Origin of the sequence: Zhihengliuella flava, from assembly GCF_015751895.1 — a bacterium.
Classification (GTDB): Bacteria; Actinomycetota; Actinomycetes; order Actinomycetales; family Micrococcaceae; genus Zhihengliuella; species Zhihengliuella flava.
Map to the genome: position 1 here is coordinate 1029210 of NZ_JADOTZ010000001.1, position 25883 is coordinate 1055092.

Below are 25883 nucleotides of genomic sequence, written 5' to 3' on the forward strand. Positions count from 1 at the left end.
CCGCAGAAAACGGCCCACCCATCGGCCCAATGTGACCCCCGGCACAGCCTGCGGCGTGCGGATGTGTAACCTGTGACACAGACTCATGTCAGTTTCACCGCGATTGAAAGGACTCGACGTGACGGATACGTCCTCCACGCTGGATAACCTCATGCATGAAACCCGCGCTTTCGAGCCCAGCGCCGACTTCGCCGCGCACGCCGTGGCGGATGCCTCGCGCTACGAGCGCGCTCAAGCCGACCGCCTCGGCTACTGGGCCGACCGAGCGCGCGAGGTCCTCACGTGGGATACCGACTTCACTGAAACCCTCGACTGGTCCGACGCCCCGGTGGCCAAGTGGTTCGTCGGCGGCAAGGTCAACGCGGCCTACAACGCGCTGGACCGTCACGTGGAGGCCGGTCACGGGGACCGGGTCGCCATCTACTTCGAGGGCGCCACGGGCGATTCGGCGACCTACACCTACGCGGAGCTGACGACGGCCGTGAAGCAGGCCGCGAACGCCTTCGAGTCTCTGGGCGTCTCCAAGGGAGACCGCGTGGCGGTTTACCTCCCCATGATCCCCGAGGCCGTGATCACCATGCTGGCGTGCGCCCGCATCGGTGCCATCCACTCGGTGGTCTTTGGCGGGTTCTCTGCGGACGCGCTGCGTTCGCGCATTGACGACGCCGAAGCCAAACTGGTGGTCACGGCGGACGGCACGTGGCGGCGCGGCAAGCCGAGCACCCTCAAGCCGGCCGTCGACGAAGCCCTCACGGCGCCCGGCCACTCCGTGGAGAACGTTCTGGTAGTCAAGCGCAATGGCGAGGAGACCGCGTGGAACGCGGACCTGGACCGGTGGTGGCACGACGTCGTTCCCGCCGCCAGCGAGGAGCACACCGCCGAAGCGCACGACGCCGAGCACCCGCTGTTCATCCTGTACACCTCCGGCACCACGGGCAAGCCCAAGGGCATCCTGCACACCACCGGCGGCTACCTCGTCCAGTCCGCGGCAACCCACAAGGACACCTTCGACCTACACCCCGAATCGGACGTGTACTGGTGCACGGCCGACGTCGGCTGGGTCACCGGTCACTCCTACGTCACCTATGCCCCGCTCATCAATGGCTCCACCCAAGTCATGTTTGAGGGCACCCCGGATAGCCCGCATCAGGGCATCTGGTGGGAGATCGTCGAAAAGTACAAGGTCTCCCTGCTCTACACGGCCCCGACGGCGATCCGCACCTGCATGAAGTGGGGCCGTGAGATCCCGGACGGATACGATCTCTCCTCGCTGCGCGTCTTGGGCACCGTCGGCGAACCCATCAACCCCGAAGCGTGGATGTGGTACCGCGACGTCATCGGCGGCAACGCGGGGAAGAACGGCGAAAAGAAGGACCACCCGGCCCCCATCGTGGACACCTGGTGGCAGACGGAGACCGGCTCGCACATGATCGCGCCGCTGCCGGGCGTCACCGCCACGAAGCCCGGCGCCGCTCAGGTCGCGGTGCCCGGTATCGCGATCGACGTCGTCGATGAAATGGGCGAGTCCGTGGAACACGGCCAAGGCGGCCTGCTGGTCATCCGGGAGCCGTGGCCGTCCATGCTGCGTGGCATCTGGGGCGATCCGCAACGCTTCAAGGAGACCTACTGGTCCCGGTTTGATGGCATGTACTTCGCTGGCGATGGGGCCAAGTACGACGAGGACGGCGACCTCTGGCTCCTGGGCCGCGTGGACGACGTCATGAACGTCTCCGGCCACCGACTCTCCACGACGGAGATCGAGTCGGCGCTCGTGGCCCACGAGAAGGTGGCCGAGGCCGCCGTCGTCGGCGCGAAGGATCCGACCACGGGCGAGGCGGTCGTCGCGTTCGTCATCCTCCGCGGCGGCGTCGAGCAGGGCGACGACATCGTCGCCGAACTCCGCAGCCACGTTGGCCAGCAGATCGGCCCGATCGCCAAGCCGCGCCACGTGTTGGTGGTCCCGGAACTGCCGAAGACGCGCTCCGGAAAGATCATGCGCCGCCTCCTCAAGGACGTCGCCGAGGGGCGCGAGGTGGGCGATGCCACCACGCTGGCGGACCCGACAGTGATGACCAAGATCGCCGAGGACATGCGCAAGTAGAAACATGACGCGTGGCCCCGCCCGGTTCTCTCGGGCGGGGCCACCCGCGTGTGTAGGGTACTGACATGGCTTCGATTCTGATCCTCAACGGCCCCAATCTGAACCTTCTTGGCACGCGCGAGCCGGAGATCTACGGGCATGAGTCCCTCGCCGACGTGGAGCAGCTCTGCCGGACCGAAGCGGCGCAGCACGGATTCGACGTCGCGTTCGAGCAGTCCAACCACGAAGGCGCTCTCATCGACGCCTTGCACAACGCGCGCGGCGTCCACGCCGGCGTCGTGTTCAACCCCGGCGCCTACACGCACACCTCCATCGCCCTGGCCGACGCCGTCTCCGGAATCCAGCTCCCGGTGGTGGAAGTGCACCTCTCCAACGTGCACCAACGCGAGTCCTTCCGGCACCATTCCTACATCTCTCCCGTGGCCGCGGCGGTGATCGTGGGCGCGGGGACCAACGGGTACCGCCTGGGCATCGCGCAGTTGGCCCACGCGCTGACCGCCTGACGACGCCGCCCATGACCACGCCGTACGCCGACACCCAGCGCCAGTACACTCAGTACGCGCGCGTCTGGTTCCCCGCCCACTCCCCGCTCTATGCCGAGTGGGCGGAGGGCGTTGCGGCCTCGCCCGAACTTCTCGAGCGCATCGGCAGCTTGCCGACCTCGAAGCAACAGCCCAACCTGGTGTTCGCCGCGGCCCGCTTCTGCGGCTGCCCGGATGCGGGCTTCGAGGAGTTCAAGGCCTTCGCGCTTCAACGGTGGGACGCGATCGCCGCCGAGGCCCGCTCCCGCATGACGCAGACCAACGAATCCGCCCGCTGCGCCACGCTGTTGCCCGTGTTCGAGCACATCCAGCGGCAGAGCGGCCAGCCGCTGGCCCTCATCGAGCTCGGCCCCTCGGCCGGGCTGTGCCTCGTCCCGGACCGCTACGCGTATCAGTACGACGACGGTGAGGTCCTCGGGGCGGAGAACCTCACCGCAGGCGCCCCACTGTTGCCGTGCACGACCCGCGGCGGCGTGCCTCTGCCCACGCGTCTGCCGGAGATCGCCAGCCGGGTTGGCGTCGATCTCAACCCCTTGGACGCCGCGGATCCGGCCACCCGCCGCTGGCTCGAGTGCCTCGTGTGGCCCGGCCAGACGCGGCGCCTGGAGCGCTTGCGGGCCGGCCTCGACGTCGTCGCGTCGCTGGACGGACTCGAGCTGGTCCGTGGGGACCTGATGGACCAACTGGAGCGGCTCGTCAGCCGGGTTCCGGCAGGTCAAACACCCGTGGTCTACCACTCCGCGGTCATCGCCTACCTGCCGCCTGACCTCCGGGAGCGCTTCACGGAGCTGGTGACCTCGCTGCCGTGCCGCTGGGTGGCCAACGAAGGGTTCTTCATGTCTGCCGCCACCGATGCGGACATTGCCGTGCCCCGCGAACGAGAGGGCGTCTTTACGCTCGCGCTCGATGGCGTTCCGCTAGCCCACACCCATCAGCACGGCGCGGAAATCGACTGGGTGGCGGACGGTTTCAGCGCCGGATCCTGGCCAGAGGACGGACAGTACATCTAGGGCTGCGGCGCCGCCTCCGGCTAGATCCACCCCTGTTCCCAGGCGAGGTGAGCAGCCTCCTGGCGGGTGGCGACGTCGAGCTTCGCCAGAATGGCGGAGACGTAGTTCCGGACAGTGCCCTCCGCCAAGTGCAGCTGGGCCGCGATCGCCGAGATCCGGGCGCCGTCGCGTCCTACGCGGAGGACGTCCAGCTCCCGCTCGCTCAGCGGGCACTTCTGTCCGCTCAGCGCGCTCGCAGCGATCTCCGGGTCCACGTACCGCTTACCGGCGGCCACGTCGCGGATCACGCGCGCCAATTCCTCGGCCGGCATCGATTTGGGTGCGAACCCGTCCACCCCGGCCCCGAGGGCCCGGCGCAGCACCCCGGGCCGAGCGTGCCGGGTGACGATCAGTGACTTGGCCTTCACGTGGCGGCGCAGCTGCTCGGCGACGACGACGCCGTCCGTCGGGGGCATCTCCAAGTCCAAGACGCAGACGTCCGGCCGGTGCGTGATCGCCAAGTCGAGCGCGCTCGCCCCATCGCCCGTGCTCGCCACCACCTCCAGATCGTCCTCCAGATTCAGCAGCGCGACGAGGGCGCCACGGATCAGGTCTTCGTCGTCCGCCAAGAGAATCCTGATCATCCGCGTACCTCACTCATCGCAGGGACCTCCGCCCGCACCACAAACCGCTCGCCCTCGCGGGCGGCGGCGAAGGTGCCGCCGGCCGCCATGACACGATCGCGCAGACCAGCGAGGCCACTACCGTGGCGCCCCGTCAGAGTCGGCACGGTGTCTGCATTCGCCACGCCGTCGTTGGTGACGGTGAGGGCCGCGCGGCCGCCCCGTGTTTCCAAGGTGAGGTCCACGCGGGTGGGCCGAGCATGGCGCAGGATATTGGTGGACGCCTCGCGGATGACCCAGCCGAGGACCTCACGTGCTTCGCCCACCAGCTCGCGGCCCCATCCGGTGACACGGCAGTCGATCCCCGCGGCGCCCAGAACGTCGGCCGCATTCTCCAGTTCCGCGGCAAAGCCCACCGTGCGCAACCCGCTCACCACGGCGCGGGTCTCCCCCATAGCCTCGGCCGCGGCAGCGCGCACGGTCCGCACGTGCTCGGCGGCCGCCGCCGGATCCTTGGCCAGGAGCCGCTCAGCGAGTTCCGCCTGTAGCGCGATGACCTGCAGGTGATGCCCCTGAATGTCGTGCAAATCGGCAGCGATACGCAGCCGCTCGCGGGTGGCGGCCAGCTGAGCCTCGGCCGCCCGGCCCCTCCGCAACCGCTCCACGGCGTCCCACCACCACACGGATCCCACCACCAGCAAGGGCACGCAGAGGACATAGAACACCACCATGGACGTGGTGTTGGGTCCCGCGGCGCCCATCGGCGGCCACCACGTCGCCGGAGGCGTCACCAGCATCAAGAGGGCGGCGAGCCCGAGCACGGCCACCGCTCCACCCCAGAAACCCCGGGCCCGCAGTCCCCGCGGCAGCAGGCAGGCCACATGGGAGACGGCCAGCCACGCGGGGATCAGCGCGGGCAATCCGCCGCCGACGAAGCTTGAGGCGGCCAGGAGCGCCGCTGGCACGGCCACGGGCCCGAGCGTGCGCCAGCGGACCGGCCCGGCGTCCGGCAGCCCCTGGCGGAACTCGAGGGAGCTGAGATACGCCGGCAAGGCCGCCGCGAGCAAGAGCGCCAGTTGGATCGAGAGCAGGACCCCCGATGTGGAGGCGCGGGCCAGCTGGGCGGCGGTCGCCAGGTAGAGGACGGTGTACAAGAACACGATTGAGACCCACGTCCACCACCAGATGGTGCTGAGCGCGCGCGGCGAGACGGGGTGGTGATGCATGCCGCCAGCTTAGGCCAATGACATTTGTCACTGCGGCCGCGTGAAAACCTCCCGCGCCCCCGTGACACCGCGGCACTGCCACGAACGTGCCGCATCGAGTGAACTGGACTCTCCACTTCACGAAAGGCACACCATGGACGTCATCAACTGGCTGCACGAACTCGCCGCACCGCTCGGGCCCGCCCTGCAATCACTGGTCATCGCCTTGGCCGGCGCCATCCCCTTCGTCGAGTCATACACCGGTTCGGCGCTCGGAGTCGTCATCGGGCTGCCGGTGGCCGTGGCCATCACGGCGGCGGTGATCGGCAACTGGCTCTGCATGTTCGGGCTCGTCACTCTGGGAGCAGGAATTCAGCGCAAGCTCGCCGAGAAGTCCCGATGTGAGCCCTCCAAAGGCCAACAGCGCTTCATGCGCATGTTCAACCGGTTCGGCGTCCCCGGCGTGAGCCTCCTCGGTCAGTGGGTGCTGCCAAGCCAAATCACGTCGATGCTGCTGGTGGGTATCGGCTCGAACAAGCGGCAGGTCATCATCTGGCAGACCATCTCCATCATCCTGTGGGGCATCGGCTTCGGCCTGCTGGCCATGCTCGGCGTCAGCGCCCTCGAGAACCTCTAGCCCCCCTGCGGCGGGCCTGCCGCTCAGGAGGTGCAGGCCCCGGAGGAGACGACGTCGTCGTACTCCTCGGCCGCCTCCACGAGGGGGGCCACCTCCTCGAGGGACAGCGCGTAGCCGACGTCTTCAGCGCCCCGCGCCTTGGCGAAGACCACGCCGATAAGCCGACCCTCCTCGTCGACCAGAGGGCCGCCGGAGTTGCCCTGCTCGATGTCGGCGCCCAACTGGTAAATGTTCAGCGAGGACGGCTCGCCGCCGTAAATGTTCTGCACGGACACGTCCCGCACCGACTGCACGGTGGCGCCGAGCGCGGTAAAGGGGCCGCCCGCCGGGTGCCCCATGAACACTCCGGATTCGCCCTCGCCGAGGTCCTGCCCCACGGGGATGGGGGTCAGCTGCAAGTCCGGCACCGCAAGGACCGCGAGGTCCCGCGCCGGATCGAAGTGCGCGATCGTGGCCGGCAGAGCGCGGCCATCGCGTGTGGTGACCACGGGGTCGGTGACGCCAGCGACGACGTGCGCGTTGGTGATGACCCGGTCCGGCGCGGCCGCGAAGCCTGAACCGGTCTGGTTCACGCCGCACTGATAGGCCGTACCGGAGACCTTCACGACGGCGTTGGCCGCGGCGTCGATTCCCGGACCGGCCGCCATTTCCTCCGGTTCCGGCGCCGGTGCGGCCTCGGTGGGCGCGAAGGGCTCGAACAGCTCGGGGATTGACTCCCCCATGACCGCCGAGCGCGCCGAGGCGAGGGCTTGCTCCACGGGCTCCGGCGTGTACTGCCGGATCGTGGAGATCACCCGCGAGTCCGCGAGCGATTGGGAGAGGATGGGGATGCCCATCGCGGCGACGGAGAAGGAGACGGCCGAGATCACGACGGCGGCGACCGCGGTGTTCAGTACCGCACCCGTCAGGCGGTCGAAGGCTCGCAAAGCCTTGAGGTTAAGCCACCGGCGAATCCGTGCTCCGAGCGCGGTCCCGATCGCCTGGCCGACAATAATGAGCACGACGGCGACGGCCACCACCCAGAACAGGCGCCACCCGGGACTGGGCACCCACGACGAGACGGTCGGCACGGCGTAAAACGCGCCGATCGCGCCAGCGATGAGGCCCACGATGCGCCCAAGGGTCACCAAGAAGCCCTGCCGCCACCCGGAGACAAGGAAAGAGAGCAGTACGATGGCTAGAACGATGTCTAGCCAGCTGAAACCGAAGATCATCGTGAGCTAATTGTACTGGTGGCAGCTGGGCAAGCTGTCAGCTTAATTCACAGGGTCAGCACGCCGGAATCGCGTGTGGAAGTCGTCACAAGCCCCTCATGTACGGCAGAATGTAGACAGCGCTATCTATTTTTGGACAGGAGATTTCATGGACACCGAGGTACTTCGCCGCGCACCGCTCTTCCAGACTCTCGGAGACGACGTCTTCGCTGCTCTGACCGATGAACTGACCGAGGTCGACCTCTCTCGCGGCGCTTCTGTCTTCCGCGAGGGCGATCAGGGAGATCAGCTCTACTTCATCGTTTCCGGCAAGATTAAGCTCGGCCGCACCGCCCCGGACGGCCGCGAGAACCTGCTCGCCGTCCTAGGACCCGGCGAGCTCTTCGGCGAAATGGCCCTGTTCGATCCGAGCCCGCGCAATGCGACGGCCACCGCAGTGTCGGAGACCCGCTTGGCCGGGTTGCGCCACGAGAACCTGCGCAAGGTCATTGAGAGCTCCCCCGAAGTCTCCATCCAGCTGCTGCAGGCGCTGGCACGCCGCCTGCGTCGCACCAACGAATCCCTCGCCGACTTGGTCTTCTCCGACGTTCCTGGCCGCGTCGCCAAGGCCCTGCTGGATCTGGCCGACCGCTTCGGCCGCCCGGCCACCGACGGCATCCTCGTGGCTCACGAGCTCACGCAGGAAGAGCTGGCCCAGCTGGTCGGCGCCTCCCGCGAGACCGTGAACAAGGCCCTGGCCGAGTTCGTCCAGCGCGGCTGGCTCCGCCTCGAGGCCCGCGCCGTGGTGATCTTGGATATCCAGCGCTTGCGCCAGCGTTCGCGCTAGCCGGCAGAGCGAAGGCCGCCTCACTCTGGCAGAGGGGCGGCCTTCGTCATGTCCGGGGAGTCGTTAGCGCGAGCGCCAGCACGCCCCGCCCTCGCTGGCGTTGCTGACGCCGACGTGGAGCATGAACTCCCCGTCGACCTGGGCCAGCTGCGGGTGAAACGTCTTTAGCTCTCGCCGGTGGGCGAGGTAAGCAATCGTTCCCCGGGTGGTGGCGATCTTCTCCAGAATGACCTCGACCGCCGGTGTGGTGATCTGACTCAGCGGCAGGCCCCGCGTCTGCTCGTGGTCCACCTCGTCGCCGAGGGCCGTCGTCTGCCGCTGCTGGAGCACCTCGGCAGCCGTCTTCCACGCGGACCACGTCCCTTTGTCTTCGAGCAGGCACGCCTGCTGCCGCACGGGCATCGCGGCAGCGAAGTACCACGTATCAAAGCGCCGATGCGCGAAGTCGGGGCTGACCCACCGCGCGATGGGCCGCAGCAGGTCCGTCCTCAGCGCGAGGCCGCGGCCACTGAGCAGTTCCGCAAACGTGATGTCCTGGCCGGCAAGGGCCTGGCGCAACTCCATCCACTCGCGGGTCGCACAGTTCTCGATCATCGAGAGTTCGTCGTGCCCCGCGAGCAGCACGCCCGTCTCCTCGAAGAGTTCGCGGGCCGCGCAGACGATCCGGGCCCGCGCATGCCGGTGGTCCAGGATGCCGAGCCGATCCGCCCATTGAGCGGGTGAAGGGCCAAACCAGTCGACGGGGGCGTCGTCGTCGTGCTCCTCGCTGCCGCCGGGAAAGGCGACGGCGCCGAGCGGCGACATGCCCCGCCGGTACCCCAAGTAGGTCTCCACGCCGTGGGCGCCATCTCTCAAGAGAATGACCGACGATGCACGGCGGGCCGCACGGGGGGCGCGCTCGCCATGCGCGGCCCAATTCTCCGCGGCCGGGACTTCAGCCGGCGGCAGAGCGAAGTGGCGGTCCAGCGTCTCGGTGGCCGGGGCGCCGACGGAACGCCGCCCCAGCGCCCCGGCGCCCGCGATCCGGCTACGCGAACTCGACGACCAGTTCAACTTCTACCGGGGAGTCGAGCGGCAGCACCGCCACACCAACGGCGGAACGGGCATGGATACCCGCGTCGCCGAACACGTCGCCGAGCAGTTCGGACGCGCCATTGACGACGCCGGGCTGCCCGAAGAAGGACGGGTCCGAGGAGACGAAACCCACCACTTTGACGATCCGCGTGATCCGGTCCAAATCGCCAATGGCGCTCTTGACGGCCGCCAGCGCGTTCAGGGCACAGCGGCCGGCCAGTTCGTGGGCGGTCTCTGGGGCCACCTCCGCGCCAACCTTTCCAGTGGCTGGGAGTTCGCCCTTAATGAACGGCAACTGGCCCGCGGTATACACGTGCTGGCCGGTGGTGACCGCCGGAACATACGCGGCCACCGGCGCGGCCACCTCCGGAAGCTCATACCCCAGCTCAGCAAGCCGCTTCTCGATGGCCGATTGACCGGCCGACACTGTCGAGTGATCCATGTTTTACCTTGTCAGAATGCGTTTACTGCTTGGGGCGCTTGAGGTAGGCAACGTGGCCGGTGCCGTTCGGCGCCGGCGTCACGGTCACCAACTCCCAGCCGTCGGACCCCCACGTGTCCAAAACGTCCTTCGGGGTATGCAGGGGCAGAGGCGTAATGGTGTATTCCCAAGTCGTCATACCGTCCAGCGTAGTCCCTCCCGTTAGACTGGTGGGTATGGCCGGTAGCAAAAATCCTCTGTTCGATACCGCAACCACCCTCGGCAAGATCGTCGCCTTCTTTGGCGTGAGCGCGATCTGCGGTGTGTTGGCTGCGGGATTGCTGGTGCCCATCGCCTCGTTGGCGGGCTCCAGCGCGAACGCGAGCGTCGAATTTTTCGAAGAGCTCCCTGACGATCTTCGTCAGGATCCTCTCTCCGTTCCCTCCACGCTGGTGGCCCGGGACGGGACGACGCTGGCGACCTTCTATGAGCAGAACCGCCAGCCGGTCTCCATTGATGAGATTTCCGAGCCGATGCAGAAGGCCATCGTGGCCATCGAGGACGAGCGCTTCTACGAGCACGGCGGCGTCGACATCCAGGGCACGCTGCGTGCGGCCGTGAATAACGTCGTCTCCTCCAGCCAGCAGGGCGCCTCCACGCTGACCATGCAGTACGTGAACAACCAGCTCATCAACACCGGCGTACTCTCCGGCCTGTCGGCCGATGAGCTGACCATCTCCGGCACCAAGGACTATGGGGACAAGCTGCGCGAAATGAAGCTCGCCATCTCCGTGGAGAAGGAGATGAGCAAGGACGAGATCCTCGAGGGGTACCTCAACATCGTGCTGTTCTCCGGCCGCACCTACGGCGTTGAAGCCGCGTCGCAGAAGTTCTTCTCGAAGCCCGCCGCGGACCTCACCATCCCCGAGGCCGCGATGCTGGCTGGCATGGTGCAGATTCCGAACGTCTATAACCCGCTCAACAATCCGGAGCTGACGCAGAAGCGGCGGGACACGGTCTTGGGTGCCATGCTCCGCACCGGTGCGATCACGCAGGAGGAGTACGACGAGGCCGTCGCCATCGACATCTCCTCCATGCTCAATCCGCGCGAAACGAGCTCCGGCTGCTATGCCTCGTCCAGCGCTCCGTACTTTTGCGAGTACGTCAAGCACCTGATTTTGGCGGATCCTGCCTACGGCGAAACTCGTGAAGATCGCGAAAACCTCCTCTTCCGCGGCGGCCTGCGCATTGTGTCCACGCTGGACCCCACCGCCCAGGACGAGGCCACCCGCGCGGCACGCGAAACGGTGCCCGCCGACGACGAGTCCAATATCGGCACCTCGATCGTCTCCGTGGAGCCAGGTAGCGGCGAGATTCTGGCGATGAGCCAGAATAAGTACTTCAGCCCTGAAGAGGGCACGGAAAATACCGTCTACAACTTCAACGTTCCGGCCGAGCTCGGGGGCGCGGGCGGCTTCCCCGGCGGCTCCACCATGAAGCCGTTCACCGCCATTGCGTGGCTCGAGGCCGGAAACAACATGTGGGACACCGTTGACGCGAGCCGCGACTACTACAACGACTCCTACCGCTGGACTGCGTCGTGCCTCCCCAAGGGATACACCCAAACGGTGAACCCCGACGACGGTCAGTGGGACGTAGGTAATGCCTCGCAGGGTTTCAAGCGCCGGATGCAGGTTGACTACGGCCTGAAGTGGTCCATCAACACGGCCACCGTGCAGGAAGCGGCCAAGCTTGATCTCTGCGACATCTCCGACGCGGCCGCCCGAGTCGGCATCCTGGATCAGGACAACCGCGATGAGGAGACGGGCGAGCCACAGCCGATCAACCCGTCCAACCCGTCCTTCGTCCTCGGCACCGCAAGCGTCACGCCGCTGTCCCAGGCGGCCGGCTTCGCGGCCTTCGCGAACGACGGCGAATACTGCGAGCCGCGCGCTCTGCGCTGGGTCGAAGACGGTGATGGCAACCAGTACAAGGTGCCAGAGCGCGAATGCCGTCAGGCTGTCGATCCGAACGTCTTGCGGAACCTCAATGGCACGCTGAGCGAAATTGCCGATGAGCGCGTCGCCCGCGGCACCATTTCGCAGCCGATCGCTGGCAAAACGGGTACCAACAACGGCGCTTCGTCGACGTGGTTCGTCGGCTACACCTCGGGCATCTCTACCGCTTCGTGGGTCGGCCGGTTTACGGGCAACCAAGAAATCGATAACGAGGTCATCAACGGCGTCGAGTACGACTACCTGGATCCGTACAGCCCCTACGACTCCTCGACGCTCGCGGCTCCGCAGTGGCTCAACTACATGAGTCAGGTCATCCCGAACTTCGAGGCCGAAGAATTCGGCACGCCGGACTCCCGGCCTGCGCCGGAGCCAGCCCCCGCACCGCGGGAAGACACCAGCGACGAGCCGGAGGAAGAGTCCGAGCCGGAGGAGGAATCCACTCAGGACTCCGGCGGCGAGGACCAGAGTGAGAGTGCCCCCGAGGGCGAGGATTCCTCTGGCGACGGTGAAGACTCCGGCGGCAACGGCAATGGGCGTGGGAACGGTAACGGCAACGGCGGCAACAACGACGACTAACGGGGGCATCGTGACACGGAGTGGGTGGCGGACCGCCGCGGCCAGCGCGACCGGTCTGGCCGCCGCGGCCACGGCGGCCGTGGGCTATGGCCTGTGGGAGAAAAACCAGTTCACGTTGCGTTACGAGAGCCTCCCGGTGTTGCCGGCCGGCTCGGATCCGCTGACGGTCCTGCACCTCAGCGACATCCACATGGTGCCCGGCCAACGGGCCAAAGCAGCCTGGCTGCGGTCCCTCGCCGAGCTGGAACCCGATCTCGTGGTCAACACCGGAGATAACTTGAGTCACCTCCGGGCCGTCGATCCGTTGCTCGAGGCGCTCGAGCCGCTCCTGCGCTTGCCGGGGGTCTACGTTCCCGGCTCCAATTGCTACTTCGCGCCCCGGCCGGCGAATCCCTTGAGCTACCTCGCCGGGCCCTCCAAGCAACGTGCGGGCCAGCTGCGGGAGCTCGACTGGCGCCGGATGCACGAGGCCTTTGGCGCCGCAGGCTGGATCAACCTGGCCAATCGCCACCAAGCCGTGGCTCACGGCCCGCTGCGCTTGGACTTCTCCGGTGTTGATGATCCACACCTTGGATACGACGCGTTCGCCGGTTGGCCTGCGGGCTCGGTCAGCGGTGACGAGGCCCCCCACGTGCGCATCGCCCTCGCCCACGCCCCCTACCAGCGGGTCTTGGATGCCTTCACGGATGCGGGGGCCGACATCATTTTTGCGGGCCACACCCACGGCGGACAGGTCTGCATCCCGGGCTACGGAGCTCTGGTCTCCAATTGCGACCTACCAACGTGGCGCGCCCGAGGCCTCACGTGGTGGGAGCACCGCGGACGCACGGTCCCGCTGAACGTCTCCGCGGGCATCGGCACCTCGCGGTACGCGCCCGTTCGCATCGCGTGCCGCCCCGAGGCCGTGCTGTTGCACTTGACGGCCTAATTTCTGAAATATCTACTAAACGCAGTGCGAAAAGTGGCAGACTAGTCACGCCACCAATTGGGCAAGACCAACCACTACGTTTCGAGGCTGCACCCCTTGGCTCAACAACACGCGCCCTCCGCATCCATGGCGGAGACGTTCGGCCGACTCATCCCGCACTTGCGGCCCATCATGCCTCGGCTCATTCTGGGGGCCTTCTGCGCGCTGCTGGCCAGCGTCGTCGCGCTCACCATCCCCCAGGTTCTGCGCTGGCTCGTCAACACCGTGCTGGCTGGCGATTCCGTCGCCTCGGCGATCTGGCTCGGCGTGGTCATCGTCGCGCTGCTCGGCGCCTTCGAGGCACTGCTTGTCTGGCTCCGGCGCGTCTTCGTCATCTCTCCCAGCGCCCGCATCGAAACCTCCCTGCGCCTGAACCTCTTCCGTCACTTGCAGCAGCTGCCGGTGGCGTTTCACGACCAGTGGGGTTCGGGCCAGTTGCTCTCCCGCTCCATGGCGGACCTTTCCTTGCTGCGCCGCTGGATGGCGTTTGGCGTGATCATGCTGGTGGTCTCCTCTCTGACAGTCCTCGTGGGCCTCGCTTTCATGTTCAGCTCCAGCTGGATTTTGGCCCTGATCTACGTGGCTGGCGCCATCCCCATCACGTGGCGCGCGTTTAAATTTCGCACCGTGTTCCGCGATGCCAGCCGCCTGAGTCAGGACCAAGCCGGGGACCTCGCCACCACCGTGGAGGAATCAGTCCACGGGATCCGCGTGATCAAAGCGTTCGGACGCGGCCGGGAGGCCCTCACCGGTTTCCACGCGCAGGCGCAGAAGCTGCGCGCTACGGAGATTCACAAGGCCCGCACTCTGGCCGGCTTCTTGGCGCTCGTCGTGGCCCTGCCTGAGGTCACGCTCGGCATCGGGCTTTTCACCGGGCTCTGGCTCACGGCCACCGACGCGCTGTCGGTCGGCGATCTCGCCGCGTTCTTCGCCACCGCCGCGTTCTTGGCCAATCACGTGGAAGGCATCGGCATGCTCCTGGGCATGACGCTCACCACGAAGACCGCACTGGACCGGCACTACGAAGTCCTCGACGCGCCGACGTCGATCACCGATCCGGAGCATCCCCGCACACCGGAGCGGCCAGCCGGCCACCTCGAGCTGCGCGACGTCAGCTTCACGTATCCCGACGCCTCGAGCCCCGTCGTCGACCACCTAGACCTCGACATCCGTCCCGGAGAAACCATGGCCCTGGTCGGCGGAACCGGCTGCGGCAAGTCAACCCTGCTGCACCTGATCCCGCGCCTGTATGAGGCCACGGGCGGGTCGGTCCGCCTCGACGGGGTGGACGTCAGGGAGTACGACGTCGCCGCGTTGCGCACCGCCGTGGCCGTCGCTTTTGAGGATTCCATCCTGTTTTCCTCCTCCGTGCGGGACAACGTGCTGCTCGGGGCGCAGCCGGCACCGGGGCAGGAGCTCGACGACGTCCTCTCGGAGGCGCTGCACACGGCCGCGGCGGACTTTGTCCACGAGCTGCCGGACGGGGTGGACACCCTGATCGGCGAGGAGGGGCTCTCCCTCTCGGGTGGCCAGCGTCAGCGCCTCGCCCTCGCGCGGGCGATTGCGGCCAAGCCGAGGTTCTTGGTGCTCGACGATCCGCTCTCAGCGCTCGATGTGCGCACGGAGGAGGCGGTCACCCAGCGGCTCCGCACGGTGCTCGCGGGAACCAGCACGCTGATCGTGGCGCATCGGCCGTCCACGGTGATGTTGGCGGATCGGGTCGCCGTCATGCGCGACGGCCGGATCCAGGACGTCGGCACCCACGCGGAGCTGTTGGCCCGCAACCCGCACTACCGGTACGTCATTTCGGCTGGCGACGAGCCGCCGAGCGTCGAAGAGGTTCTGACTGAAGGGGGCCGGGCATGAGCATCGGTGTTGCCGACGAAGATCATATTAACCTCGATGCCGAGAATCGGCGGCGCGTGCGGCGCCGGTCGCTCCGCCTCCTCAAGGCTCTGGCCGGCCCGTTGAAGTGGCGCCTCATCGGCACCGCCCTGCTGGTCCTCGTCTCGGCCGGATCGCGGGCGGCGCTGCCGCTGCTGGTCGCGTGGGCTATTGACACCATGTTGCCCCGGGTTGTCGCGGGTGACTACGCGGCGCTGGGGTTCGCCGGGGGCGCCTACATCGGCACTGCTTTGCTCGCGGGCGGGTTCCTCGGGCTGTACACGTACGCGGCCGCCGCCGTCAGCCAAGCGATGCTGCTGGATCTGCGCCTGCGGGTGTTCCGCCACACGCAGTTGCTCTCCCTCGAGTTCCACGAAACATATACGTCGGGACGCGTCATTTCGCGGCAAACTTCTGATCTTGAGACGCTACGTGAGCTCCTCGACCAAGGGATGTCTCAGCTGGTGTCCGGCCTGGCGTTCATTCTGTTTACCGCGATCAGCATGTTCATCCTGGACTGGCAGACGGCCCTCGTGGTCATCGGCGCGGCCGTGCCGATCGCCGTCATTTTCCGCTGGTACCAAGTCCGCTCCGAACTGGTCTACCGCGAGTCCCGGGTGATCTCCGCCCGCGTCATCACCACGTTCGTGGAGACGATGACGGGCATCCGCGCCGTCAAGGCCTTCCGCCGGGAGCAGGCGAGCGATGAGAACTACACGGACATCGCCCATCAGTACCGGGACAATACGCTGCGGACCATCTCCCTGTTCGGCGTCCTGCAGCCGACGCTCATGCTCATCGGAAACTTGACCGTCGCCGCCGTGTTGCTGATCGGCGGCTTCCGGGTCCTCGATGGCTCGCTGGAGATCGGCGCGCTCGTGGGACTCCTCCTGACCGCCAAGCGGGTGTTCCAGCCCGTCGAGGCCATCGCCATGTTCTACAACTCGTTCCAAGCCGCGACGGCGGCGCTGGAAAAGGTTTCCGGACTGCTCGAGGAAGTACCGACTGTCGTCGAACCGGAGCGGCCGCGGCAGCTCACGCACGCTGCGGGCCGCGTGGAGTTTTCCGATGCCGTGTTCGGTTACGGCAGTGGGCCCGTAGTGATGGACCGCTTCAGCCTGACCATCGAAGCCGGGCAGACGGTCGCCGTGGTGGGCCAAACGGGCGCTGGTAAATCCACGCTGGCCAAGCTCATCGCCAGGTTCTATGACCTCTCGGAGGGCACCTTGACCCTCGACGGCGTCGACCTGCGTGAGCTCTCCCAGCGCGACCTGCGCCGGGCCGTCGTCATGGTGACCCAGGAGGCGTTCCTGTTCTCCGGTTCGGTGGCGGAGAATATTGCCCTCGGCAAGCCAAACGCCACCCGTGAGGAAGTCATTTTGGCGGCCCGCGCCGTCGGCGTGCACGAATTTATCGAATCGCTCCCTGAGGGCTATGACACGGACGTCAACAAGCGGGGTGGACGTGTCTCAGCGGGGCAGCGCCAGCTGATCTCCTTCGCGCGCGCGTTCCTCGCCGACCCATCGGTGCTGATTCTCGACGAAGCGACGAGCTCATTGGACATCCCCAGCGAACGGGCGGTACAAGCGGCCCTCGCCCGACTGCTCGGGGAGCGCACGGCCGTGATCATCGCCCACCGGCTCTCAACGGTCGAAATCGCCGACCGGGTGCTGGTGGTCCATGACGGCAAGATCGTGGAGGACGGCTCCCCGGCGGAATTGGTGGCCGCCGGAGGCCGGTTCGCCGCGCTCCACGCGGCGTGGCAGGACTCGCTGACTTAGAACGTGCGGCCTGTCAGGCGCTCGTACGCCTCGACGTAGCGGGCGCGCGTCTTGGCAATGACGTCCTGCGGTAAGGCCGGTGGCTGCTCGCCGCTGGCCTGGTTCCATCCCGAGGCCTCGGAGGTGAGCCAGTCCCGCACAAACTGCTTGTCGAAGGACGGCTGGGCGCGCCCCGGGACATAGTCGTCAACATCCCAGAACCGGGAGGAATCCGGCGTGAGGACCTCGTCCCCGAGGGTGATGGTCCCGGAGGCTGGGTCGAGGCCAAACTCCACCTTCGTGTCGGCAAGAATGATGCCGCGCTCGCGGGCGATCTGCTCGGCCCGTGTGTACAGCTGAAGCGTCAGCCGGGACAACTCTGCTGCCGTCTCCGCGCCCACGCGCTCCACGGTCTGCTCATAGGTGATGTTCTCGTCATGCTCGCCGACTTCAGCTTTAGCGCTCGGCGTGTAGATGGCCGGCTCCAGCTTGGACCCGTCCACCAGCCCGTCGGGAAGCGGCAGGGAGCACACGGTGCGGGACGCGTTGTACTCCTTGAGGCCGGAACCCGTCAAGTAGCCGCGAGCGATGCATTCGATGGGGTACATCGTGAGCTTTTTACAGACCATGGCCCGCCCAGCGACCTCGGTCGGCACGTCCGTCGAAAGCACGTGATGCGGCACGCCCAGCTGTTCAAACCACCACAGGCTCAGTTGCGTGAGAACTTTTCCCTTATCCGGGATCTCGCTGCTGAGGACGAAGTCGTAGGCGCTGATTCGGTCGCTGGCGACGACGAGGACGCGGTCCGTGATGCTCGGGTCCGCGGGCTCGTACAGGTCCCGCACCTTGCCGGAGTACACGTGCGTCCAGCCCTCAAGGACCGGGGCGTCGGTCTCGAATCCCGCCATCAGTTGGCCTGCCCCTCAGCCGAGCCGGGCGCCGGTTGCCCCTGCGCTGGCACGTGCACGCGCCCCTCCGCCGCCTGTTCGGCGATATCGCGACGGTATTGGGCGCCGTCCCAGCTAATCCGCACCACGCCCTCGTACGCCGTGCCGCGGGCGCTGACCAGGTCCTGACCTAGGCCCACGACGGCGAGAACGCGGCCGCCCGCGGTGACGGTCTCGCCGTCGTCCGACTCCGCCGTCCCCGCGTGGAGCACGAACACGTCGTCCAACGCCTCGGCATCCGCGATGCCGCTGATCACATCGCCCTTGCGTGGGCTGTCCGGGTAGTTCGCCGAGGCCATGACCACGCCGACGGCGGTTTCAGGCCGCCAGTGCAGTTGCTCAGCGTCGTCCAGCTCGCCCCGCGCGGCGGCGAGCAGGAGCGCGCCGAGCGGCGTCTTGAGGCGAGCCAAGACGGGCTGCGTCTCCGGGTCGCCGAAACGGGCGTTGAATTCGATGACGCGCACGCCACGGCTCGTCACGGCCAGACCGCAGTACAGCACCCCGACGAACTCGGTGCCGCGCTTGGCCATCTCCCGGATCGTGGGATAGGCGACGCGCTCCATGACCTCGTCCACGAATCCGGAGGGCAGCCAGGTCAAGGGCGTGTATGCGCCCATCCCACCCGTGTTGGGCCCCTCGTCGCCGTCGAAGATGCGCTTGAAGTCCTGGGCCGGGGAGAGCGGGACGGCGTGCTTGCCGTCGGAAATGACGAAGAGGGACACCTCGGGCCCGTCGAGGAATTCCTCAATCACCACGGTGCCGCCCGCGGCGAAGCACGCCTCAGCGTGGGCCAGCGCAGTCACGCGGTCCTCGGTGACCACCACGCCCTTGCCCGCCGCGAGCCCATCGTCCTTCACCACGTAGGGAGCCCCAAAAGCATCGAGGGCATCGGCGGCTTCCTCTGCCGTGGTGGCCACGCGCGCCATCGCCGTCGGCACATTCGCCTCGGCCATGACGTCCTTCGCAAAGGCCTTCGACGCCTCCAGCTGCGCGGCGGCCTTGGACGGGCCAAAGATGTTAAACCCGGCCTCACGCACGGCGTCGGAGACGCCCGCCGCCAGCGGGGCTTCTGGGCCAATCACCACCAAGTCAGCGGAAAGCTCCCGGGCGAGGGCCACGACGGCGTCGGGGTCCTGCGCGTTCACCGCGTGAGTGGGCACGTCGGCGGCCATACCGGCGTTGCCGGGCGCCGCGTGAACCTCGGAAACATGGGGGTCGGCTAGCAGGGAACGGACAAGGGCATGCTCGCGGCCACCGGGGCCAATCACCAAAACCTTCACGCTGCCCAAGCCTACCGGCAGAGGCCTCGCCCCGTGCAGCCGCGCGAGCACAGATGACAATGGGCGACAATGGGTGCATGCCTACTCTTGGAACCTTCACCACCGCCGACGCCGCCGACCTCGCCTACGTGGACCGCAATGGCTTCATAGAGTCCCGGCATCTCGGCTCCGCCGCCGTCGTCTCCCCCACCGGCGACGTCGTGCTGGAACTCGGTGACACGACCACCCCGGTGTTTCCCCGCTCCTCCTTGAAGCCCTTCCAAGCCCTCGCCTCCATGCAATCCGGCGCCCCACTGGTCGGCGACCAGGTGGCACTGGCGTGCGCGAGCCACGTGGGTAGCGCCGAACACATGGCTGTGGCCGAGCGCATGTTGGAAGCCGCCGGCCTCAGCGAGGCGGACCTGCGCTGCCCCACCGCCTGGCCCCAGCATGGCCCGACCCGGACGGCCCTGACCCGCGGCGAGCTGACGGTGGGATCCCGACCGCTGCCAGCCGAGAAGTCCCGGCTAGCGTTCAATTGCTCTGGCAAGCACGCCGCCTTCCTCTGGGCGTGCGTGGAGAACGGGTGGGACACGGCCACCTACTTGGATCCCGACCACCCGCTACAGCAAGCGGTGGTCTCCGTGATTGAGGAGTACTCCGCAGAAAAGATCGCGCACCTGGCCATCGACGGATGTGGAGCCCCGGTCCCCGCGATCTCCCTGCGCGGCCTCGCCCGCGCGGTCGGCACCCTGTCCGCGGCGCCGTCGGACAAGTCCTCGAACGCCCGCGCTGCCACCATCGCCACCGCCATGCTGGACTACCCCTGGGCCGTGCACGGCCACGGCGAGGAAAACACCATTGTCATGGAGGACTTGGGGCTCATCGCCAAGCTGGGCGCCGAGGGAGTGCTCATTGTGGGAGCCCCCGACGGAACGGCGTGCGCGGTTAAGGTCTTGGACGGCAATGGGCGCGCGGCCACGCTGGTGGGCCTGACCTTGATGGCCGCCGCGGGCGTCGTCGACCCGAACGCGCTAGGCCCCGTCCTGGCCAAGACGCAGAAACCCATCCTGGGCGGCGGCGAGCCGGTCGGGACCATCCGGCTCGCCGCGGACGTCATGGAATTGCTGGACTAGTGGGAGTTCGACGCCGCATCTCTGCTCAGGCGGGCCGGGCTGCCCTCGACGCCTGGCGTCAGGGCGGCACGGTGGACCGTGCGACGTTGGCCACGGCCGTGCGGTTCGCCCTCGAGGAACTGTCCGCAGTCGCCGAGGGAGACTCCGTCGAGGTACGGGTGCCTCCTTTCGGGGTCGCCCAATGCCTTGAAGGGCCCCGCCATACCCGCGGTACTCCACCGAACGTCGTCGAGATGACCGCCGACGTGTGGTTGTCCCTCGCGACCGGTGGCCTGACGTGGCCAGAAGCGAAGGAATCCGGACGTCTCACCGCGTCCGGCATCCGCGCGGACCTCTCCGCGGTCCTTCCGCTGTTCTGAGGTCGTGCCGCGTTTTCGACGTTCGATAGAATTGGGTCATGGACTCCCCCGAGACACCGCCAGCCCCCGACTCCATCGACGTTGAGGTACGCCGTTCGCCCAAGTTCTGGCCGTTCCTGGGAGCGGGGGCCTTCGTTGGCGTCTTGGTGGCGCTGATCTCCGCCTACACCGGCGAGCCGAGCACGGAATTTACCCGCGGCGCCGTGGCCGGGTTCCTGCTCGTGATTTTCGGCGTGATCGGCGTGGCCGTCGGCGCCGTCGCCTATCTCATCGCGGACAAGGTGGCCTCCAAGAAGGCCCGCCGCACACGTGCCGAGCTCATTGACGACGACACACACCACGCTTCCGACGCCTAGGATGACGGACCAGCCCCGCCGGGTGTGAGATCTCCCTCACGCCGCGTGATGCATCTCATCGAGCAGCCTCGCGTACATGAGAGAATGGGAAGCATGGCGCGAGGCGATGGAATGCTCAATCATGATCTTTTGCCCGATGAGAAGGGACCGCAGGATGAGTGCGGTGTCTTCGGTGTCTGGGCACCCGGCGAGGACGTAGCGAAGCTGGCCTATTACGGCCTGTACGCCATCCAGCACCGCGGCCAGGAGTCCGCAGGCATCGCTACCAGCGACGGCCAGCGCATCAATGTGTACAAAGATATGGGCCTTGTGTCCCAGGTCTTCGACGAGAACACGCTGAACGCCATGCGAGGGCACATGGCCGTGGGCCACTGCCGCTACTCCACGACGGGCGCCAGCCACTGGGCCAACGCGCAGCCCACGCTCGGAGCCACGAGCGACGGCACGGTGGCGCTGGCCCACAACGGCAACCTCATCAACTCGGCCGAGCTGATGGAGATGATCCAGTCGGAGCAGGGCGAGAACGTCCGCGGCGAGATCGCCCAAGGCAACACCACGGACACGGCCCTCGTCACGGCCCTGCTGCGCGGCCACGAGGGCGACACCCTCGAGTCCACGGCCATGAACCTGCTGCCCAAGCTCAAGGGCGCCTTCAGCTTCGTCTTCATGAACGAATCCACCCTCTACGCGGCGCGGGACCCGCAGGGCGTGCGGCCCCTCGTGCTTGGCCGGCTGGACCGCGGCTGGGTAGTGGCCTCAGAACAGCCGGGGCTCGCCACGGTGGGCGCAAGCTTTATCCGCGAAATTGAGCCGGGCGAGCTCATCGCCATCGACGAGGACGGCGTCCGCTCCCAGCGCTTCGCGGAGGCCAAGCCCGCCGGCTGCGTGTTCGAGTACGTCTACTTGGCCCGCCCCGACGCGGCCATCAATGGCCGCAGCGTCTACGAGTCCCGCGTGGAAATGGGCCGCCAGCTGGCCCGTGAGAACGCAGCGGACGCGGACATCGTGATCCCGGTTCCCGAGTCCGGCACCCCGGCCGCCATCGGATACGCCGAGGAGTCCGGCATCCCCTTTGCCCACGGCTTCGTCAAGAACGCCTATGTGGGCCGCACGTTCATTCAGCCCTCCCAGACCCTCCGCCAGCTGGGCATCCGGCTGAAGCTCAATGCGCTCGAGCCGATCATCAAGGGCAAGCGGGTCGTCGTGGTCGATGATTCGATCGTCCGCGGCAACACCCAGCGCGCCATCGTGCGCATGCTGCGGGAGGCTGGCGCCGCCGAGATCCACGTCAAGATCTCCTCGCCGCCCATCAAGTGGCCCTGCTTCTACGGCATCGATTTCGCCTCCCGGGCCGAACTCATCGCCAACGGAGCCAAGATTGAGGAAATCACCGCCTCCGTCGGCGCCGATTCCCTCGCCTACATCTCCGAGGACGGCATGATCGGGGCCACGCAGCAACCGCGCGAGCGCCTCTGCACGGCCTGCTTCACCGGCGACTACCCGATCAAACTCCCCGACGCGGACCGGCTGGGCAAGAATCTGCTGGAACGCCCCGGCCAGGCAGCCGAGGGACCCGAAGGCGGATGCGACCCGGGACCGGACGCCGAGTTCGAGGAGTCCCTCACCGATGCCGACCGCACTGCCACGACCCGCGCCTAAGACGCACCGAGACGACGTAAGGATCACCGCCGCATGAGCGCCACCGACAGCACCCCCGCCGGAATCACCTACGCCTCTGCCGGCGTCGACGTTGAGGCGGGTGACCGCGCCGTCGAACTCATGAAAGACGCCATCAAGGCCACCCACAACGACTCCGTTCTAGGCGGCGTCGGTGGCTTCGCGGGGCTCTTCGACGCCTCCCGCCTGCTGAGCTACCAGAAGCCGCTGCTGGCCACCTCCACGGACGGCGTCGGCACCAAAGTCGCCATCGCGCAAGCGATGGACATCCACCACACCATCGGTCACGACCTCGTGGGCATGGTGGTCGACGACATCGTCGTGGTCGGCGCCGAGCCCCTGTTCATGACGGACTACATCGCCTGCGGCAAGGTGGTTCCGGAGCGGATCGCCGATATCGTCCGCGGCATCGCCGAAGGCTGCTCGCTGGCTGGCACGGCCTTGGTGGGCGGTGAAACCGCCGAACACCCGGGTCTGCTCGGCGAGCAGGAGTACGACGTCGCCGGTGCAGCCACGGGCGTCGTCGAGGCGAACGCCGTGCTCGGCCCGGAGCGGGTTCAGGCGGGCGACGTCGTCGTGGCCATGGCCTCCTCGGGCATCCACTCCAACGGCTATTCGCTGGTACGCCGCGTCATCAACCACGCCGGCTGGGCCTTGGACCGCGAAGTGTCCGAGCTGGGCAAGACGCTAGGCGAGGAATTGTTGGTCCCCACGCGCATCTACGCGGCCGACTGCCTTGATGTAATCCGCACCTTCAACTCCACCGACTCGGCCCCGGTTCACGGCTTCAGCCACGTCACCGGCGGCGGCTTGGCCGCCAATCTCGCGCGCGTTCTGCCGCAGGGCCTGATGGCCACGGTGGACCGCAGCACGTGGGAGCTACCCGCCATCTTCCGTTTGGTGAGCCAGCTTGGCGGCGTTCCTCAGGCGGATCTGGAGCGCACGCTGAACCTCGGCGTCGGCATGATCGGCATCGTCTCCGCGGATCAGGCGGACGCCGTCGTCGAGCACCTCACTGCGCGCGGACTGCCTTCATGGATTGCCGGCACGGTGGCACAGACCCCGGAAGACGCCGCGGACGCCGGTGCCGATTTTGTCCAGGGCGCCAAGGGCGTCGACGGCGGCGCCGTGCTGATGCAGGGCACGTACGCCGGCTAGGGGCACCTGACCACAAACAGCCCGCGGCCGCCCCTGAGATCATCAGGGGCGGCCGCGGGCTGTCGTGCCTCACGCCGGCCATGGCCCGGCAGGCGCGCCTCAGGCCAGCCGAGCGAAGAGGTCCTCGAGAGCGGGTGTGACCCGGGTCCGCCACCGCCACGTCGCTTTCGCGTCGGCGCGGCTGGGGCCACCGTTGATGATCCCCACCGGTTGGCCGGCGCGGACGGCGTCCAGCACGATCTTGTATCCGCTCATGACAGCGAGGGAGGATCCGACGACGAGCAGCGACGAGGAATCTGCCTCGAGGGCCGCCACCTCGCGCTTGCGCTCGGCGGGGACGTTCTCCCCGAAGTACACCACGTCCGGCTTCAACTCGACGCTGGAGCAGACGAGGCACCCGACCATCACGAATGCGTCCACGTGGTGCTGGGCCAGCGTCACATCCCCGTCGGGGTTCACCGCCTCAGGGTCCAAGTCGATGCGCTCCACATAGCCCGGATTCGCCTCCGCGAGCCGGGCATCGAGGTGGGGCCGCGCCTCGGTATTTCCACAGTTCAGGCACCGCACCACGGAGAGATCTCCGTGCAGCGGGATCACCCGTTGCGAGCCCGCCGCCGCATGGAGGCCATCCACGTTTTGGGTCACGATGCCGCTGATCCAACCGCGCCGCTCAAACTCCGCCAGTAATTCATGGCCGCGGTTCGGCCCTGCTTGGCCCATGTGGCGCCAGCCGATGAAGCTCCGAGCCCAGTAGCGATGCCGCGCCGCCGGGTCGTGCCGAAACTCCTGGTACGTCATCGGGCGGTGCCGTTTGAGCGACCCGTTGGGACCGCGATAGTCCGGGATTCCCGAATCGGTAGACACGCCGGCCCCGGTAATGACCAGCACGCGGCCGCCGCGCAACTGATCGGCGAGCCCGGCCGCGGCCCGACCCGCATCCTGCGGTTCGGCGGTCTCGTCAACGACGCGGGCGATCGAGCGGAGGGCGGCCTGATGGGCCGTGCTGATCGCGAGATCGGCGGAGGTTAAACGACGCTGGCCGGAGGTGGCGTCGCCACCTCCGGCCCCATCGATGAGTGGGCGCTCAGCCGAAGCGTCGCTCGTCCTCGTCATCGCCATCAGCGTATTTGTCCGCGTACTCCGAATAATCCGCCTCAAAGGGATCGTCGTCGTGCTGATTCCCCTCTGGGTTGGGTGAGCCCAACTCGCGTTCAAGGGCAGACAAATCAGTGGCCGGGGAATAGTACTTGATATCCCGGGCCTGCCGTGTAGCTTTTGCCTTCTGACGGCCGCGCCCCATGGCGTGACCCCCTTCGCGGTAGTGATCCGGCATGCCCCTTCAGCAAGAAGAGGCGATCCGGATTAAGTGACTGGATCGTTCGTATTCCAAGGTTAACATGTTTGCGCGCTGAACGCGGCCCGCGTGTGACCTACGTCGACATGCTCGGCCCGCCCCGCACGGTGTTCGGAGGCACCCCAGCGCGCGGCTAGTCTGGATCGTGACCGTCTGCCTGATTCCACCGCCGACCGACGAGGAGCTTCGTGGACACCGACCACCCCACACCAGGACCTGATGCCGCCACGCCAGCGGACCACGGCAGCTCCGCACGGTTCTGGGTCACCCTCGGGCTGGTGGCGGTGGTGGTCGCCGCGACGTTTTTTGTGATCCGCAGCGTCACGGCCGACGACGCCGGACCAGCGACCAACGTGGAGCGCAACGAGGACCCGGGAATCGACGGCATTATCGCCACTCAGGCACCAGCCAGCATGTTTGAAGTGGGCGATTGCCTGTCCGACTTCACGAGCCCGCTGGAGCCAGCAACGATCGTCGAGTGTTCCACGCGCCACGACGCACAATTCATTGGCACCGCCGCCCTCGAACAAGACATCCCCTACCCGGGCAAGCCGGGGACCACGGATAAAGCGGTGGAGGCTTGCAAGGCCATCGAGCTCAACACCGACGTGTTGACGGCGTTTGAGTGGGAGTACCACTTCAGCCAGCCGACGGCGGACTCTTGGGAGGCCGGCGACCGCACCGTGGCCTGCTTCTTGGCCACCACCAACGACGGCGACATGGCCACGGGAACGCTCCTGCGCTCGGACGCGGCGGCGTCCGCGTCCTCGTAGGCCCACCGCCGGCGACGAGGGCCCGCG

Annotated in this window: 25 protein-coding genes; 15 read left to right on the forward strand and 10 right to left on the reverse strand. The window is 67.3% G+C overall.

Going from position 1 to position 25883, the window contains the following annotated elements; genetic code table 11:
• The first annotated feature begins 151 nt into the window (after positions 1-151).
• The 3 genes from acs (at position 152) to IW252_RS04785 (ending at position 3653) form a co-directional block, all read left to right on the forward strand.
• A complete protein-coding gene (gene acs, locus IW252_RS04775) occupies positions 152-2101 on the forward strand; it encodes an acetate--CoA ligase (RefSeq protein ID WP_408065780.1) in 1950 nt (649 codons plus the stop codon).
• 65 nt (positions 2102-2166) lie between these two features.
• Positions 2167-2604, forward strand: a complete 438-nt coding sequence (gene aroQ / locus IW252_RS04780; protein WP_196835518.1) for a type II 3-dehydroquinate dehydratase — start codon at positions 2167-2169, stop codon at positions 2602-2604.
• 11 nt (positions 2605-2615) lie between these two features.
• The gene (locus tag IW252_RS04785) at positions 2616-3653 is read left to right on the forward strand and encodes a DUF2332 domain-containing protein (RefSeq protein ID WP_196835519.1); all 1038 of its coding nucleotides are present in this window, start codon (positions 2616-2618) and stop codon (positions 3651-3653) included.
• 20 nt (positions 3654-3673) lie between these two features.
• On the opposite strand, the gene IW252_RS04790 is transcribed toward IW252_RS04785, so the two are convergent.
• Both IW252_RS04790 and IW252_RS04795 read right to left on the reverse strand, forming a co-directional pair.
• Complete coding sequence (locus IW252_RS04790; RefSeq protein WP_196835520.1) at positions 3674-4276, reverse strand: response regulator transcription factor; 603 nt, start codon at positions 4274-4276, stop codon at positions 3674-3676.
• Positions 4273-5481: a sensor histidine kinase gene (locus IW252_RS04795; protein ID WP_196835521.1), complete on the reverse strand. Its 1209-nt coding sequence runs from the start codon at positions 5479-5481 to the stop codon at positions 4273-4275. Before IW252_RS04795 ends, IW252_RS04790 begins: the two co-directional genes overlap by 4 nt.
• A 133-nt stretch (positions 5482-5614) precedes the next feature.
• Between IW252_RS04795 and IW252_RS04800 the strand changes: the two genes are divergently transcribed.
• Positions 5615-6097: a hypothetical protein gene (locus IW252_RS04800; protein WP_196835522.1), complete on the forward strand. Its 483-nt coding sequence runs from the start codon at positions 5615-5617 to the stop codon at positions 6095-6097.
• Positions 6098-6120: 23 nt separating this feature from the next.
• Here IW252_RS04800 and IW252_RS04805 read toward each other — a convergent pair whose 3' ends face one another.
• Positions 6121-7311, reverse strand: coding sequence for a MarP family serine protease (locus IW252_RS04805; RefSeq protein WP_231365909.1), 1191 nt, complete (start codon positions 7309-7311; stop codon positions 6121-6123).
• A 148-nt stretch (positions 7312-7459) separates the two neighbouring features.
• On the opposite strand from IW252_RS04805, the gene IW252_RS04810 reads away from it, so the two are divergent.
• A complete protein-coding gene (locus tag IW252_RS04810; RefSeq protein WP_196835523.1) occupies positions 7460-8137 on the forward strand; it encodes a Crp/Fnr family transcriptional regulator in 678 nt (225 codons plus the stop codon).
• Positions 8138-8200: 63 nt separating this feature from the next.
• Here the strand turns inward: IW252_RS04810 and IW252_RS04815 are convergent, their stop codons facing one another.
• From IW252_RS04815 to IW252_RS04825, 3 genes are all read right to left on the reverse strand, one after another.
• Positions 8201-9103, reverse strand: a complete 903-nt coding sequence (locus IW252_RS04815; protein ID WP_196837109.1) for an NUDIX hydrolase — start codon at positions 9101-9103, stop codon at positions 8201-8203.
• A gap of 61 nt (positions 9104-9164) precedes the next feature.
• Positions 9165-9653, reverse strand: a complete 489-nt coding sequence (locus IW252_RS04820) for a RidA family protein (protein WP_196835524.1) — start codon at positions 9651-9653, stop codon at positions 9165-9167.
• Positions 9654-9675: 22 nt separating this feature from the next.
• Positions 9676-9831 carry a hypothetical protein gene (locus tag IW252_RS04825; RefSeq protein WP_196835525.1) on the reverse strand — a complete coding sequence of 52 codons (156 nt, stop codon included), beginning with the start codon at positions 9829-9831 and terminating at the stop codon, positions 9676-9678.
• Positions 9832-9868: 37 nt separating this feature from the next.
• On the opposite strand from IW252_RS04825, the gene IW252_RS04830 reads away from it, so the two are divergent.
• From IW252_RS04830 to IW252_RS04845, 4 genes are all read left to right on the forward strand, one after another.
• Positions 9869-12226: a transglycosylase domain-containing protein gene (locus IW252_RS04830; RefSeq protein ID WP_196835526.1), complete on the forward strand. Its 2358-nt coding sequence runs from the start codon at positions 9869-9871 to the stop codon at positions 12224-12226.
• 10 nt (positions 12227-12236) lie between these two features.
• Positions 12237-13154, forward strand: a complete 918-nt coding sequence (locus IW252_RS04835) for a metallophosphoesterase (protein WP_331271444.1) — start codon at positions 12237-12239, stop codon at positions 13152-13154.
• A gap of 126 nt (positions 13155-13280) precedes the next feature.
• Positions 13281-15059 carry an ABC transporter ATP-binding protein gene (locus IW252_RS04840; RefSeq protein WP_196837110.1) on the forward strand — a complete coding sequence of 593 codons (1779 nt, stop codon included), beginning with the start codon at positions 13281-13283 and terminating at the stop codon, positions 15057-15059.
• Entirely contained in the window at positions 15056-16858 is a 1803-nt protein-coding gene (locus tag IW252_RS04845) for an ABC transporter ATP-binding protein (protein WP_196835528.1), read from the forward strand. The genes IW252_RS04840 and IW252_RS04845 overlap by 4 nt, the downstream gene beginning before the upstream one ends.
• Here the strand turns inward: IW252_RS04845 and IW252_RS04850 are convergent.
• Positions 16855-17745, reverse strand: a complete 891-nt coding sequence (locus tag IW252_RS04850) for a phosphoribosylaminoimidazolesuccinocarboxamide synthase (RefSeq protein ID WP_196835529.1) — start codon at positions 17743-17745, stop codon at positions 16855-16857. The genes IW252_RS04845 and IW252_RS04850 overlap by 4 nt on opposite strands.
• On the reverse strand, positions 17745-19064 hold the full coding sequence (gene purD / locus IW252_RS04855) for a phosphoribosylamine--glycine ligase (protein ID WP_196835530.1): 1320 nt from the start codon (positions 19062-19064) through the stop codon (positions 17745-17747). The genes IW252_RS04850 and purD overlap by 1 nt, the downstream gene beginning before the upstream one ends.
• A gap of 77 nt (positions 19065-19141) precedes the next feature.
• On the opposite strand from purD, the gene IW252_RS04860 reads away from it, so the two are divergent.
• The 5 genes from IW252_RS04860 (at position 19142) to purM (ending at position 23729) form a co-directional block, all read left to right on the forward strand.
• On the forward strand, positions 19142-20179 hold the full coding sequence (locus tag IW252_RS04860; RefSeq protein WP_196835531.1) for an asparaginase: 1038 nt from the start codon (positions 19142-19144) through the stop codon (positions 20177-20179).
• Complete coding sequence (locus tag IW252_RS04865) at positions 20179-20538, forward strand: sterol carrier family protein (RefSeq protein ID WP_196835532.1); 360 nt, start codon at positions 20179-20181, stop codon at positions 20536-20538. The genes IW252_RS04860 and IW252_RS04865 overlap by 1 nt, the downstream gene beginning before the upstream one ends.
• Positions 20539-20576: 38 nt before the next feature.
• Entirely contained in the window at positions 20577-20894 is a 318-nt protein-coding gene (locus IW252_RS04870) for a hypothetical protein (protein WP_196835533.1), read from the forward strand.
• A 93-nt stretch (positions 20895-20987) separates the two neighbouring features.
• A complete protein-coding gene (purF, locus tag IW252_RS04875) occupies positions 20988-22553 on the forward strand; it encodes an amidophosphoribosyltransferase (protein WP_196835534.1) in 1566 nt (521 codons plus the stop codon).
• A gap of 33 nt (positions 22554-22586) precedes the next feature.
• Positions 22587-23729 carry a phosphoribosylformylglycinamidine cyclo-ligase gene (gene purM, locus IW252_RS04880; protein WP_196835535.1) on the forward strand — a complete coding sequence of 381 codons (1143 nt, stop codon included), beginning with the start codon at positions 22587-22589 and terminating at the stop codon, positions 23727-23729.
• Between the two features lie 99 nt (positions 23730-23828).
• Here the strand turns inward: purM and IW252_RS04885 are convergent, their stop codons facing one another.
• Together IW252_RS04885 and IW252_RS04890 are read right to left on the reverse strand one after the other, a co-directional pair.
• Entirely contained in the window at positions 23829-24842 is a 1014-nt protein-coding gene (locus tag IW252_RS04885; protein WP_196835536.1) for a Sir2 family NAD-dependent protein deacetylase, read from the reverse strand.
• Positions 24814-25029: a DUF3073 domain-containing protein gene (locus IW252_RS04890; protein WP_196837111.1), complete on the reverse strand. Its 216-nt coding sequence runs from the start codon at positions 25027-25029 to the stop codon at positions 24814-24816. Before IW252_RS04890 ends, IW252_RS04885 begins: the two co-directional genes overlap by 29 nt.
• Before the next feature lie 242 nt (positions 25030-25271).
• On the opposite strand from IW252_RS04890, the gene IW252_RS13455 reads away from it, so the two are divergent.
• Positions 25272-25856, forward strand: coding sequence for a septum formation family protein (locus tag IW252_RS13455; protein WP_196835537.1), 585 nt, complete (start codon positions 25272-25274; stop codon positions 25854-25856).
• Positions 25857-25883 lie beyond the last annotated feature (27 nt).

Bases quoted from the DNA above. Each gene is read 5' to 3' on its own strand.
- acs (WP_408065780.1), top strand. From the start codon at position 152: ATGCATGAAACCCGCGCTTTCGAGCCCAGCGCCGACTTCGCCGCGCAC.
- aroQ (WP_196835518.1), top strand. From the start codon at position 2,167: ATGGCTTCGATTCTGATCCTCAACGGCCCCAATCTGAACCTTCTTGGC.
- IW252_RS04785 (WP_196835519.1), top strand. From the start codon at position 2,616: ATGACCACGCCGTACGCCGACACCCAGCGCCAGTACACTCAGTACGCG.
- IW252_RS04790 (WP_196835520.1), bottom strand. From the start codon at position 4,276: ATGATCAGGATTCTCTTGGCGGACGACGAAGACCTGATCCGTGGCGCC.
- IW252_RS04795 (WP_196835521.1), bottom strand. From the start codon at position 5,481: ATGCATCACCACCCCGTCTCGCCGCGCGCGCTCAGCACCATCTGGTGG.
- IW252_RS04800 (WP_196835522.1), top strand. From the start codon at position 5,615: ATGGACGTCATCAACTGGCTGCACGAACTCGCCGCACCGCTCGGGCCC.
- IW252_RS04805 (WP_231365909.1), bottom strand. From the start codon at position 7,311: ATGATCTTCGGTTTCAGCTGGCTAGACATCGTTCTAGCCATCGTACTG.
- IW252_RS04810 (WP_196835523.1), top strand. From the start codon at position 7,460: ATGGACACCGAGGTACTTCGCCGCGCACCGCTCTTCCAGACTCTCGGA.
- IW252_RS04820 (WP_196835524.1), bottom strand. From the start codon at position 9,653: ATGGATCACTCGACAGTGTCGGCCGGTCAATCGGCCATCGAGAAGCGG.
- IW252_RS04825 (WP_196835525.1), bottom strand. From the start codon at position 9,831: ATGACGACTTGGGAATACACCATTACGCCTCTGCCCCTGCATACCCCG.
- IW252_RS04830 (WP_196835526.1), top strand. From the start codon at position 9,869: ATGGCCGGTAGCAAAAATCCTCTGTTCGATACCGCAACCACCCTCGGC.
- IW252_RS04840 (WP_196837110.1), top strand. From the start codon at position 13,281: ATGGCGGAGACGTTCGGCCGACTCATCCCGCACTTGCGGCCCATCATG.
- IW252_RS04845 (WP_196835528.1), top strand. From the start codon at position 15,056: ATGAGCATCGGTGTTGCCGACGAAGATCATATTAACCTCGATGCCGAG.
- IW252_RS04850 (WP_196835529.1), bottom strand. From the start codon at position 17,745: ATGGCGGGATTCGAGACCGACGCCCCGGTCCTTGAGGGCTGGACGCAC.
- IW252_RS04860 (WP_196835531.1), top strand. From the start codon at position 19,142: ATGCCTACTCTTGGAACCTTCACCACCGCCGACGCCGCCGACCTCGCC.
- IW252_RS04870 (WP_196835533.1), top strand. From the start codon at position 20,577: ATGGACTCCCCCGAGACACCGCCAGCCCCCGACTCCATCGACGTTGAG.
- purF (WP_196835534.1), top strand. From the start codon at position 20,988: ATGGCGCGAGGCGATGGAATGCTCAATCATGATCTTTTGCCCGATGAG.
- purM (WP_196835535.1), top strand. From the start codon at position 22,587: ATGAGCGCCACCGACAGCACCCCCGCCGGAATCACCTACGCCTCTGCC.
- IW252_RS04885 (WP_196835536.1), bottom strand. From the start codon at position 24,842: ATGACGAGGACGAGCGACGCTTCGGCTGAGCGCCCACTCATCGATGGG.
- IW252_RS04890 (WP_196837111.1), bottom strand. From the start codon at position 25,029: ATGGGGCGCGGCCGTCAGAAGGCAAAAGCTACACGGCAGGCCCGGGAT.